The 12679-nt window shown below is 60.4% G+C and carries 10 protein-coding genes; 6 read left to right on the top strand and 4 right to left on the bottom strand.

The annotated features are described in order from the left end of the window. Positions 1–1512 (bottom strand): HD-GYP domain-containing protein (locus ACTO5E_RS07800; RefSeq protein WP_482302850.1); only part of this gene is annotated, 1512 nt, incomplete at its 3' end. Positions 1513–1857: 345 nt separating this feature from the next. Then, complete coding sequence (locus tag ACTO5E_RS07795) at positions 1858–2613, bottom strand: sugar phosphate isomerase/epimerase family protein (protein WP_482302849.1); 756 nt, start codon at positions 2611–2613, stop codon at positions 1858–1860. Between the two features lie 619 nt (positions 2614–3232). On the opposite strand from ACTO5E_RS07795, the gene ACTO5E_RS07790 reads away from it, so the two are divergent. Beyond that, a complete protein-coding gene (locus tag ACTO5E_RS07790) occupies positions 3233–4156 on the top strand; it encodes a LysR family transcriptional regulator (RefSeq protein ID WP_482302848.1) in 924 nt (307 codons plus the stop codon). Positions 4157–4549: 393 nt separating this feature from the next. On the opposite strand, the gene ACTO5E_RS07785 is transcribed toward ACTO5E_RS07790, so the two are convergent. Next, the gene (locus tag ACTO5E_RS07785) at positions 4550–6154 is read right to left on the bottom strand and encodes a peptide chain release factor 3 (protein ID WP_482302847.1); all 1605 of its coding nucleotides are present in this window, start codon (positions 6152–6154) and stop codon (positions 4550–4552) included. A 440-nt stretch (positions 6155–6594) separates the two neighbouring features. On the opposite strand from ACTO5E_RS07785, the gene ACTO5E_RS07780 reads away from it, so the two are divergent. Beyond that, on the top strand, positions 6595–7335 hold the full coding sequence (locus ACTO5E_RS07780) for a hypothetical protein (protein ID WP_482302846.1): 741 nt from the start codon (positions 6595–6597) through the stop codon (positions 7333–7335). Beyond that, the gene (locus ACTO5E_RS07775; protein ID WP_482302845.1) at positions 7332–7856 is read left to right on the top strand and encodes a hypothetical protein; all 525 of its coding nucleotides are present in this window, start codon (positions 7332–7334) and stop codon (positions 7854–7856) included. The genes ACTO5E_RS07780 and ACTO5E_RS07775 overlap by 4 nt, the downstream gene beginning before the upstream one ends. A gap of 564 nt (positions 7857–8420) precedes the next feature. On the opposite strand, the gene ACTO5E_RS07770 is transcribed toward ACTO5E_RS07775, so the two are convergent. Beyond that, positions 8421–8903: a divergent PAP2 family protein gene (locus ACTO5E_RS07770; protein WP_482302844.1), complete on the bottom strand. Its 483-nt coding sequence runs from the start codon at positions 8901–8903 to the stop codon at positions 8421–8423. A gap of 331 nt (positions 8904–9234) precedes the next feature. Between ACTO5E_RS07770 and ACTO5E_RS07765 the strand changes: the two genes are divergently transcribed. The 3 genes from ACTO5E_RS07765 to ACTO5E_RS07755 all read left to right on the top strand — a co-directional run bounded on the left by ACTO5E_RS07765 (position 9235) and on the right by ACTO5E_RS07755 (position 12580). Then, positions 9235–9840: a recombinase family protein gene (locus tag ACTO5E_RS07765; protein ID WP_482302843.1), complete on the top strand. Its 606-nt coding sequence runs from the start codon at positions 9235–9237 to the stop codon at positions 9838–9840. A 238-nt stretch (positions 9841–10078) separates the two neighbouring features. Further along, entirely contained in the window at positions 10079–11989 is a 1911-nt protein-coding gene (htpG, locus tag ACTO5E_RS07760) for a molecular chaperone HtpG (RefSeq protein WP_482302842.1), read from the top strand. Between the two features lie 105 nt (positions 11990–12094). Beyond that, entirely contained in the window at positions 12095–12580 is a 486-nt protein-coding gene (locus ACTO5E_RS07755) for an HD domain-containing protein (protein ID WP_482302841.1), read from the top strand. The last annotated feature ends 99 nt before the right edge of the window (positions 12581–12679 follow it).

Below are 12679 nucleotides of genomic sequence, written 5' to 3'. Positions count from 1 at the left end.
CACCGCCTTGCCAATGACTCCCCGCAGCTCAGGGGGCTCATCCTCCGTCCACAAAGACTGCAGCACAAAGCGGTACCATCTCATCTCGCCGTTGCAGTTCATCTTGCCCTCAAAGCTGACAATGGGGCTCTCGGGGGTGGTGCTGTACAGGGCGTCGTGTATTTTTTCTCCCAGGCCATGACTGAAGAACGCCTGTACCCTGGGGTCTTCCAGGGGCTCCATGACAATCTCGTCCAGCCCCAGGTTCCGGGCGCCCCAGGCGTTCAGCGACACCACAGCCGGGGACATGGTATATTCAAACTGAATCTCCTTGCTCATGGCAGCGAAGAAGCTGTACTTCATCCGCTCATGCTCCAACAGGCGCAGGGTGCGGTTGCTGGCGCTGAGCTCGCTGTGCTGAGACATTTTCTCTACAATATTATTCAGGTCCTTCTGAGGCTTCGCGTGCTCCCTGCCCTTGTCGTTAAGCAGTTCCAAAAGGGTGTCGGCGGTCTCCTGCAGGCATTCCAGCAGCAAGGGGTTAAAGCTGCCGCACTCTCCGCCAATAATCATCTGAATGGCCTGCTCGTGGGAGAAAGCGGCCTTGTACACCCGCTCGCTGGTGAGGGCGTCATACACATCGGCCATGGCCACCACCTGGGCGGCTATGGGAATCTCCGCCCCCTTCAGGCCGTCGGGATAGCCCCGGCCGTCCCAACGCTCGTGGTGCCAGCGGCAGATCTCATAGGCCACCTGCACCAGGGGCTCTCCCTGATGCACCGAAAGCCCCCCCAGCATCTGGGCTCCGACCATGGAGTGGGTCTTCATGATCTGGAACTCCTCCTGGGTGAGGCGGCCGGGCTTGTTCAATATTTTCTCGTCAATGGCGATCTTTCCGATGTCATGCAGGGCCGAGGCCTCGCTGATCAGGGCGATGTTCTCATGGTTCAAACCATAGGCCGGGTTTTTAACGGCCAGCCGTTCCAGCAGCACCTCGGTGAGCCTGCGGACATGGATGACATGCAGGCCGCTCTCGCCGTTGCGGAATTCCACGATATGGCTGAGAATGTCGATCATGAGCAGGCCGTTCTGCTCCTTTTCATACATCTGCTCCGCTACCAGCGATTCCAGCTCCGCCTGCTTGGCGGAGCTGAGCAGGGTGTTGACCACTCTGCGCTGGACGATCTTTGCGTCAAAGGGGCGGCTGATAAAGTCCGTAACGCCCATTTCCAGGGCCTGGGAGATGCGGTCGGAGGTGGTCTCGGCAGAGATCATGATAACGGGGATAGACTCGATCCACCGGCGCTGGTTCATAACCGCCAGCACCTCAAGGCCGTCCATTTCAGGCATAACAATGTCCAGCATCACCAGGTTGATGTCAGCGGCGTTCTTCTGCAGCTCGTTTACCGCCTGCAGGCCGTTGACCACCTCGATGGTGTCGTAATCGTCGCCCAGCATATCTACCAGAATAGAGCGGTTCATCTCCGAGTCGTCCACAATCAGGATCTTCTGCTTCCGTTTCTTCCCTTCCATAGCGGAGCCCCTTTCAAAAACTGAAACTTATATTGTTAGATTATAATACATTCTTATAAAAAAGGCAACCCGCTTGTTGGAAATACGCAAACTATTTATATTAAAATGTAACCAGGCAGGCTGCGGCAAGGCGCTTTTTCGCAAAAAAACAGAAGCCAAAGGCCGCGCAGGAGCAAAAACGCGGCCCACACGGCCCGGCAGCAATCAAGCCGCTCGCCCACTTGCGCCTGGGGCGCAAGCCGCCCCTTTTGCTGCGCAAAAGGGCCCGCAGCCGCAAAGAACCTGCGTCTGCGCTCGCTGCCCTTTTCTGTCCTCATCCGGCCGGCGGAGAGCCGGCCAGGCTTGTCAATACTTCCCCTGCAGGTTCCGGAAGCTTGTGGCCAAACACGCGAAGGGGCTCTCGCCCTGGCAGTCGTCCTGCTCCACCAGCAGATGCTTCACCCCGCAGCTTTTGGCAGTGGCGAGGATTTTGTCAAAGTCCAGGTTCCCCTCCATCACCGGAGCCATCACCGGCTCCCAGCCCTTTACGGCCATGTCCTTCAGGTGGATGCAGGGAATGCGGCCGCTGAGCTTCTCCATCCAGCCGCACACGTCCCCGCCGCCCATCTGCACCCAGTAGGTGTCCAGGGTAAAGCCCAGCTCGTCCGGGGCAAAGCTCTCCATCAGGGTTTCCATCACCAGCTTGCCGCCAAACTTCTGGAACTCCACATTGTGGTTGTGGTACATCAGCAGCTTGCCCGCGGCGGCAATTTTCTTGGCGGCCTCCCGGTAGTCGCCGGCAAAATGGCTCAGCCAGTGGGCAGAGGCGTACTTCTTGGGCATCATGCCAATGCCGATGTAGTCGCAGCCCATCAGGTCGTGCTCCGCAATCACCGCCTCGGTGTCGTTGAGAATGCGGTCGGGGCTGGTGTGGGTGAGGACGATCTGAAGCCCGTGCTTGTCGCAGAGCTCCCGTACCCGTTGGGGGGCAATGGGGCCGATGGCCGAGAGCTGGACGGTCTCATAGCCCATTTCCTTTACCTGGGCCAAAGAGAAGTCCAGGTCCTTCTCGGTTTGGGTATACTCCCGCAGGGTGAACAGTTGAGCGCCTAAGGTCATCATAAAAAGCACCTCTTTCGCGGGGAACCCCCGCATATTTTTAGCGTTGACCAGATTATACCACACAATAACAAAAAAGAAAACCCTGTGGGCCGCTCCTGCTGACAATTTGCAAAGACTGGGCGCAGATGTGTACGGCCCGGCGTTTTGCGCTCCGACAGCCGTTGAGCTCCGCGCCTGCCGGAGATGCGTCTGTGTGATTCCGCCCTATGCCGGAGACAGCCGTAAGAGCCGCGCCGCCAAAATCCCCAGATGTCCAATGGGGACCGGCAGCTCCCCCGCCGGGCCATCCCCAGGCCCCGCTTATTTTTTCATTGACTGCGGCGGTCCTCTGGGGTAGAATAGAGTCATAAAAGCGGCGGGCACAGCGGAGGACGGCGTTGTCCCAGTGGACAGAACCGATCCCTGGGCAGGCCTGGGACAGGCGGCCTGTCAGGGTGTGTTCACACAAGCGTCCCCGCCCGTCTTTTTGGCGGATTTTTGCCATCTTCTGCGCCCAGAATTCTTGAAGTACGCCAGGTGTGTAAGAGCTGCAAGCAGCTCTGCGAATTTTTGACTGGAATCTGCTCAAACATCCGCGCACTCAGCTTATGCGAACACCCCCTGGGAGAAAGGAGCGTTTATGGAACTGCGGGTCCTGCGATATTTTTACACCGTGGCCAGGGAGGAGAGCATCACCCGGGCCGCGCGGCTGCTGCATATTACGCAGCCCACCCTGTCCCGGCAGCTGATGCAGCTGGAGGAGGAGCTGGGCGCGGCGCTGTTCCGCCGCGGCGGCCACCGGGTGGTGCTGACAGAGGACGGGCTGCTGCTGAAGCGGCGGGCCCAGGAGCTGCTGGAGCTGGCGGACAAGACCCGGCAGGAGTTCCGCAGCCGGGAGGAGCTGGCCGGGGAGATTGCCATTGGCTGCGGCGAAACCCGGAACATGGCCTGCCTTTCCCGGCTGATGGCCTCCTTCCGGGAGGAACACCCTTTAGTGGGCTTCCGCATCTACAGCGCCACAGCCGACGAGGTGAAGGACCGCATGGAAAACGGCCTGCTGGACCTGGGCCTGCTTATGGAGCCGGTGGATGTGCAGCGGTATCACACAGTCCCCATGCCTCTGCGGGAGCGTTGGTGCGCGCTGGTCCGGGAGGATTCCCCCCTGGCCCAGGCGGAGGCTGTGGGCCCCCAGGAGCTGGCCCGCTATCCCCTGCTTCTGGGCTGGCGGGAGCAGGTGCTGGACATGCTGGGGGAGTGGTTCGGAGAGACGCTGTTCCGCCAGGTGGCTGTGCCGGTGCGGTACAATCTCATTAACAACGCCGCTGTGCTGGTGGAGCAGGGCATGGGCGCTGCCATCTGCCTGGACAAGGGCTTTGCCCCCTGCCCCTGCCTGCGGGCGGTGCCCCTGCGCCCCGCCCTGGAGAGCGGCGCGGTGCTGGCCTGGAAACGGGAGCAGGTCCGTTCCCGCAGGGTGGAGCGGTTTATCGCTCACGCGGCCAGCGCCCCCCATCTGCAAATGGAGCCCGGGCCAGAGCCCACAGACAGCCGGAACAAGGAAGAATAACAGCCAAAAAGGAGCGGGACAGCCCCGCTCCTTCCTTTTTACTGACTTTTTTCGGTGAACTCCAGATCAATGCTGGGCAAACCCGGGGCCAACTCCCGCCTGCCTGGCATCCGACTGGTTCAGGCCCGCGCTCCACTGCCAAAAAGCGCGAACGCGGTATTTAGAGCCTATCCCGAAATGATCCGCACGCATCTTGCTTGCATATTTTCCGTCATATAGCGTCCAAATTTCTTGACAGGCGTCAGCCTGCCTGCAAAATTCTGACGCCATCTGACGATAAATCTGACTGCGCAATCTGCGCACGTCTCATTCCGGGATAAGCTCTAAATTTGCTCGATATTCCAGCCGCAAATCCTGTTGGCACAAGTTCTTATAGTGTGGCATACTCTGTGCTCAGCCCTCGCTGAACTCAGAAAGCAGCAGTCCCTCATTGCGCTCCAACGCCCAGTTGATGCTCCACTGGTTGGCAAACAACAGCAGATACCGCCCCCGCAGGTCCTGGACCTTTTTGGTGTCAGAGGTAAGGTTCAGCTTTTTCAGAGCTTGCTCGTCCATGTCCTCATTGTCCACCCAGCGGATGAAGGAATAGGGAAGGGTCTGCATATAGACCTCCACATTGTACTCGTTCTCCATGCGGTACTGGAACACATCGAACTGCAGGCTGCCCACCACGCCCACAATGACCTCCTCCATGCCCGAGCCCAGCTCCTGGAAGATCTGAATGGCGCCCTCCTGGGCAATTTGGTTGGCTCCCTTTACAAACTGCTTGCGCTTCATAGTGTCCTTCTGGCGCACCAGGCTGAACAGCTCTGGGGCAAAGGTGGGGATGCCCTGAAAGCGCAGCTTTTTCCCCGGCGCGCACAGGGTGTCCCCAATAGAGAACAGCCCGGGGTCAAACACGCCGATAATGTCCCCGGCGTAGGCCTCCTCGATCATCTCCCGGCTCTGGGCCATGATCTGCTGGGGCTGGCTCAGCTTGATCCGCCGCCCTCCCTGGACATGGTCCACCTCCATGCCCTTCTCAAACTTGCCGCTGCAAATGCGGATAAAAGCAATGCGGTCCCGGTGGGCCTTGTTCATGTTGGCCTGAATTTTGAACACAAAAGCGGAAAAATCCTCCCGGAAAGGGTCCACCAGCGCGTCCCCGGCCTGGCGGGGCAGGGGCGGGGTGGTCAGCCGGAGGAAGGACTTGAGGAAGGGCTCCACGCCGAAATTGGTCAGCGCCGACCCAAAAAACACTGGCGACAGCTTGCCGTGGCGCACCTTTGCAAGGTCAAACTCATATCCCGCCCCGTCCAGCAGCTCCACATCGTCCTTCAGGGTGTTGTATAAATATTCGCCAATGGCCGGGCACAGGGCCGGGTCGTCCAGGGCGTAGTCCTGCTCCTCCACCTCCCGGCGGCCCGCGCCGCTCTCCTCAGGCACAAAGCGCAGCACCCGGCCGTCCTCCCGGTCGTAGACCCCCTTGAAGTCCACGCCGGAGCCAATGGGCCAGTTCATGGGATAGGTACCAATGCCCAGCTCCCGCTCAATCTCCTCCAACAGGTCGTAGGGGTCCCGGGAGTCCCGGTCCATCTTGTTGATAAAGGTGAAGATAGGGATGTCACGCATAACGCAGACCTTAAAGAGCTTGCGGGTCTGGGCCTCTACGCCCTTGCCCGCGTCAATAACCATCACTGCGGAATCCGCGGCCATCAGAGTGCGGTAGGTGTCCTCCGAGAAGTCCTGGTGGCCGGGCGTGTCCAGAATATTGATGCAATAATTGTCATATTCAAACTGCATGACAGAGGAGGTGACAGAGATGCCGCGCTGCTTCTCAATCTCCATCCAGTCAGACACCGCGTGCCGGGAATTGCGCTTGCCCTTGACCATGCCGGCCAGGGTAATGGCGCCGCCGTAGAGGAGAAATTTTTCAGTGAGGGTGGTCTTGCCCGCGTCGGGGTGGGAGATAATGGCAAAGGTCCGGCGGCGGGTGATTTCGTTCTTGATATTTGGCACAGGAATGCACTCCTTTTTGATATGAAATGGATGAGGCGTGCGGGGTGTTTTACATGGGCGGCTTCCTCTCTGTGGCGGTGGCATGACTGGGAAATATCCTGATTGTAAGGGCAAGTGATTGCAAGGGCACGCGGCCTACGAGGGCAGCCGCCCGCAAACAGGCCGCTCGCCCCCTTGCTCCGCAAGGGGAGGGACATTCCGCTGCGCAAAATGTCCCGCAGCCGCGGAAGACCCCCGCGTCTGCGCTCGCTGGGCCCGGTTAAAAACAGAACCTCCCTGCTATTAACGACCGTCATGTACCTTTTCGTTAAGCGAGTTTACGATATTTACCTCTATTATACGCTATCTCTCTGAAACTTTCAAGCCGCCCGCAGGGTATGACAAAATTTCCGGCAAATTCGTGCTACCTTGTAGCTATAAAAAAGAAAGGAGCGTACAATATGCCTGAAAAACTGCGAAGACCAGCCCTCTGCCTGGCCTTGTGGGGGGCTCTGCTGGCCGCGCTCACCCTGACCGCCCCCCAGGGACAAGCCCAAAGCGCAGCCTCCTCCTCCGCCCAGCCCGTCTGGGCTGAGGAGACCATCTTTCTGGGGGAGGCGGTGCCCCTGCGGCATGAGGGCCGGCCTCTGGCCCAGGCCTGCCGGGAGGCTCTCGGCGGCGGAGAGGGAGAGCTGAGCGTTGCCTGGACAAGCCCCCAGGGCCCCCGGGAGCTGGGGGAGCTGGGCCGTCAGCGGCCAAAAACAGACCAGACCTACCGCCTTTCCGCCTGCCTGCGGGGAACAGACGGCCGTGAGCGGCGCAAGGAGCTGCTGTACCGGGTGCGGGTAGAGAGCGGCGCCGTGCTGGTGCGGGTGGAGGGGAGGAACGCGCCTCTCACTGGCACGGCCTTGTTCCGGCTGAGAGGGCAGGGGCTCACCCTCTACAGTCTGGCCCGGCCCGAGGCGGACCCTATGGGCGGCCCCCCGGCTCTTGAGGCGGAGTTTACCGGCCTGCCCTATGGGGTGTACACGGTCACCGCGATGGAGGGCAGCGCGGCTGACGAGCAGACCTGCGCCCTGGGCCTCTGCCAGGAGGACGACACCGTGGACCCGGCCCGCCGCCATACGGTTCTGCGCTTTGAGGCGGCGGCAGGCCCCCAGCGCTCGGTGGGCCAGAGCTACCGGCTGAGGGCGGAGCCATGAGGGGCCGGGGCATAGGGGCAGCGGCGCTGCTTATGGTACTGGCGGTGCTGTTCGGCCTGTGCTGGCGGCTGAAGCCCCACCAGGAGCCCCTGCGGGTAGAGGCCGTCTGCCAGAACGCCGGAGACCGGGAGGGCAGCCCCGTGGTCTCTATGGACGAGACAGCGGAGGGCGGCGTGGCATTCCGCAACCAGGGGCGGCTGGGGTGCCGGCTGCGGGTTCGGCTGTGCGTGGCCCAGGTGGACGGCAAGCCGGTGCTGGAAGCAGGGGTGATTCGGGACGGGAGCTTTCAGCCCGCGGGAACAGGAGGACCCGAGGGCACGGAATACTGGACAGCCCGGGGCGAATACCTATACTATGAGAACACACGGACCCAGGGCGTGCTTCTGCCGGGACAGGAGACCCCGCCGGTATATACAGCGGTGCGGCTGAACCAGGAGCTGGAGCCCGAGGACCTGGAGACGCTGGAGGTGCTGGGCAGCGAGCAGCAGGTGTTTGTGCTGGCTGACGCGGAGCAGGCTTAGGCCTTGTTTGAAAAATCGAAAACGCCGTCTTTTTACCCAGAAGCAGCCATCTTCTGCGTCGAAAATCCTCGTAATACGCAAGTATTCCTTGCGGTTTTCTCCTTGAAGCTGACCGCTTCTGGTCAAAAATCCGTCATTTCCTCTATTTTCAAACAAGCCCTAGGCCTTGTACCAATCGGATTTGTGCCTGGACTTTCGAGGAAATTTTGCCAAGGCGCAAATCCCCAGGCAGTCTCGCGATTGGTTTGCAGCACAGTCAACCGTGCAATTTGCCGAAAAGGCAGGTGCAAACTCCTATTGGTACCAGTTCTCAGACTGACACTGAGGGAGTGAGGGGATGGGCGGACCCTTTTTCGTGGGGATTCTGGCGTACGTGCTGGCAGCGGTGGCAGGCTCCGCGCTGCTGGCGTGGGTACGGGGCGGAAAAAAGTGAAAAGCAGGCGGCGTCCCCAGCAGACGCCGCCTGCTTTTATAGTTAAGGCAGTTCAAAAGAGTTGATACCTCTTTTGAACCTTGCGGCACAGGTATGCCCGCGCCGCCAGTGCGTTTACTATATTTGCGGCCTCAAAGCCGCCCCTGCCGCAGCAAATGTCCCAGCAGGGCAATGAGAAACCCCAGCGCCGCCCCGCACACAACCTCCCGCACCCGGTGGCCCAAAGACTCGTTGAGCCGGGGAATCAGGTCCCGCAGGTCCGGGTCGTCCTCCGGGTCCTCCGCGTCCAGGTGCTCCACAATGCGGTTGATGGCCTTGGCGTGCAGGCCTGCCGCCCAGCGCACCCCGGTGGCGTCGTACATAACAATCAGGGCGACCACAAAGCTCAGGGCAAACACCGGCGAGTTGAAGCCGTACAGATAGTAGGAGGTGAGCAGCACCGAGCAGGTAACGGCGGAGTGGGAGCTGGGCATGCCCCCCGCCCCAGAGAGCCTCCGGCGGTCAAACTGCTTGTGCTTGACCGTGTCGATGAGGGTTTTAATGCCCTGGGCGGCGGCCCATGAGAGGATGCTGACATTGATAAGAGGATTTGAGAGGAGAAAGCTGAGGTCCATAAGGGTTCCTTTCCGGGGCGCAGGTGATGGTATCCCTATCATACTCCATTCCGGCGGGGGCTGTCAACCGGTATGGAAAAGACAGGCCGTCCCCAGCGCGGTGTGGGGCGTTCGGCAGCGCGTCCATACATGCCGCTGCTTTTCAGCTCCTTCACTGAAAAAACGGGACAGCCCGCGCCGCTCTGCCCCCTTCCCGCCTTTCCCTCTTTTTCGACAGGTGAGGCTATTTTACGTTAAGAGGGAAATTGAAGCCTTTCCCTCCAAAGACCTGGAAAATTATGTAATAATGGGAGGATAAACCCGAAACGGGAACCTTGAAGGGGGTTAAGGTATGAGCGTATACGCATACCTGAGAGTGTCCAGCGCCGACCAGAACGAGGACCGCCAGCTGCTGGCAATGCTGAAGCAGGAGGTGCCTCCCAATCATATTTTCAGCGACAAGCAGTCTGGCAAAAACTTTCAGCGGCCCCAGTACCAGCGTATGCTGCGCTGCCTGCAGCCCGGCGACCTGCTCTATATTATGAGCATCGACCGCCTGGGGCGGAATTATACGGAGATCCAGAACCAATGGCGGCTGCTCACAAAGGAGAAGCTGGTGGACGTGTGCGTGCTGGACATGCCTATGCTGGACACCCGCAGCGGCAAAGACCTGCTTGGCACCTTTATCGCCGACCTGGTGCTGCAAATTCTCTCCTTTGTGGCGGAAAACGAGCGGGCGAACATACGCAAGCGTCAGGCCCAGGGCATTGCCGCGGCCAAGGCCCGGGGCGTGCGCTTTGGCCGGCCTCCCCGGCCCCTGCCCAAAAACTACCCCGCCGTCTACCGGCTGTGGAAGAACGGCAAGCTGACCGGCTCCGCCGCCGCCCGGGCCTGCGGCATGCCCCTGTCCAGCTTCCGTTACCGGGCCATGGGCTACGAGCAGGGGCAGAAGAAATAAGGCCCAGTCAGGGCAGCGCCCGGCACAGACAGGCAAATCAACCGGCGGACCCTGGCAACGGGCCCGCCGGTTTGCTTTTTGGGCATTCCTGCCTGCGGCAAACACTTGAACATTCCTGTGGAACATGCTATAATATCCTTTAGGAAATACCCAGGACCGGCGGGGCTGCCCCGCGCTGTTTTCTGTGTCAACCCTAATTTTACATATTTATATTCTATTGAAAGGAAGTATTGCACCCATGGCTCTCAAACAGTTTCAGGCGGAATCAAAACGGCTGATGGACCTGATGATCAACTCCATCTACACCCACAAGGAAATTTTTCTGCGGGAGCTGATCTCCAACGCCAGCGACGCCATCGACAAGCTCTATTACCAGAGCCTCAGCGGCAGCGGGGCCGGCCTGAACCGGGAGGATTTCTTCATCCGCCTGCACGCCGACAAGGAGGCCCGCACCATCACCATCACAGACAACGGCGTGGGCATGACCCGGGAGGAGCTGGACAACAACCTGGGCGTGATTGCCAAAAGCGGCTCGCTTCAGTTCAAAAACGAGAACATGAAAGACCGCAAGCCCGAGGACGGGGCGGAGGTGGACATTATCGGCCAGTTCGGCGTTGGCTTTTACTCGGCGTTCATGGTCAGCTCCAAGGTGGTGGTGGGGACCCGCACCCAGAACGGGGCCCAGGCCTGGGCCTGGACCTCGGAGGGGCTGGACGGCTACGAGATTACCGAGAGCGATTACCCCCAGCGGGGCGCCCGCATCACCCTCACCCTGAAGGAGGACGGCGACGGGGAGGACTACTCGGCCTTTTTGGAGCAGTACCGCCTGCGGGAGCTGGTGAAGCGCTACTCCGACTACATCCGCTATCCCATCAAAATGGAGATGCAGAGGTCCAGGCTCAAGGAGGGCACGGGAACCGACGGCAAGGAGCCGGAGTATGAGACCTGGTTTGAGGACGAGACCCTGAACTCCATGACCCCCATCTGGAAGAAGGCCAAGTCTGAGGTGACGGATGAGGAGCTCAGCGGCTTCTATAAAGAGAAATTCATGGACTGGCAGGAGCCCCTGCGGGTCATCCGCACCTCCACCGAGGGCGCGGCCACCTACAGCGCGCTGCTGTTTGTGCCCAAAACAGCCCCATACGACTACTACACCCGGGAATTTGAAAAGGGCCTGCAGCTGTATGCCAGCGGGGTGCTCATCATGGAGAAATGCGCCGACCTGCTGCCGGACTGCTTCAGCTTTGTCAAGGGCCTGGTGGACTCTCAGGACCTGTCCCTGAACATCTCCCGGGAGATGTTGCAGCATGACCGGCAGCTGAAGCTCATCGCCGGCCGCCTGGAGAAGAAAATCGCCTCTGAGCTCAAGTCCATGCTCACCAACGACCGGGAGAAGTATGAGGAGTTCTGGAAGAGCTTCGGCCTGCAGCTGAAGTACGGCCTGTACGACAATTTTGGGGCGAAAAAAGAGGAGCTGCAGGACCTGGTTCTGTTTACCAGCTCCCATGAGAAAAAGCTTTCTACCCTTTCTGAGTATGTCTCCCGTATGCAGGAGGGCCAGACCTGCATATACTATGGCTGCGGCGAAACGGCGGAGCGCATTCTGGCCCTGCCCCAGGCCGAGGCTCTGATTGGGAAGGGCTACGAGATTCTCTGCCTGACGGACAATGTGGACGAATTCGCCCTGCGGGTGCTGGAAAAGTACCAGGAGAAGGAGTTCAAAAACCTCTCCGCCGAGGGCCTGGACCTGGAAAGCGAGGAGGAGAAGGAGCACAACAAGGCCCTGGCGGACGAGAACCAGTCCCTGCTGGAGGCCATGAAAGAGGGCCTTTCGGGCAAGGTGGAGCAGGTGGTGCTGCGGGGCGGACTGGGCAGCCACGCGGCCTGCATCAGCACCCAGGGGGGCATTTCCAGCGAGATGGAGAAGGTGCTCAACGCCATGCCGGCAGGGGAGAAGGTCCACGCCAAGCGGGTGTTGGAGCTGAACCCGGAGCATGAGGTGTTTCAGAAGCTGAAGGCCCTGGACGGGGACAAGGAGCGGCTGGGCCTGTACGCCCAGGTGCTGTACGGCCAGGCCCTGCTGCTGGAGGGCACCCCCTTGGAGGACCCGGCGGAGTTTGCCCGGCAGGTCTGCCGGCTCATTTGCTGACAGAGGGGCCGCGCCCCTTCGGGAGAGCCGCGGGGTTATTTCCCGCATGTACCGGCATGTAGGCATGTGTTTATATATTGATATACCAAAGTCAGGAGGAATCATATGGCAAAGCGATGGGACCCTCAGAAGTTCTGGGGCTGTTATGAGGAGGTGACGGAGCGCTCAAATTTGCGGGCCATGGCGGGCTACCCTCAGCACGGCAATACCTGCCGGCTGCTGCACAGTGTGGCGGTGGCCTACTACAGCTGCCGGCTGGCGGCTATGCTGGGCATTGCGTTCCACATGCAGGAGATGGCCCGGGGGGCGCTGCTCCACGACTATTTCTTCTACGACGCCCAGGACGGGGACCCGGCCCATAAGGGGCACTGGTCCCGGCACCCGGAGATTGCCTGGCGCAACGCCCGGCAGGAGCTGGAGCTGACAGGCCGGGAGGAGGACATCATCCGCTCCCACATGTTCCCGGTGACCCTGCGCAGGCCGCCCCGGTGCCGGGAGGGGGCTGTGGTGACCCTGGTAGACAAGGGCTGCTCGGTGTACGAGTTCTTCAAGCGCAAGCGGCCTTACCCCCAGCTGGCGTCGAGGCTTTAGACTAGGAGGAACATTGGGGAAAGCCCGCCGCAGGCGGGAAGGGAGTCCAGAGGGACTGGTCCCTCTGGCAGGGGTCTTGGGGACAGAGTCCCTAAGCCG

The organism is Acutalibacter sp. (genome assembly GCF_056800975.1).
This window is presented reverse-complemented; position numbering and strand designations above follow the sequence as displayed.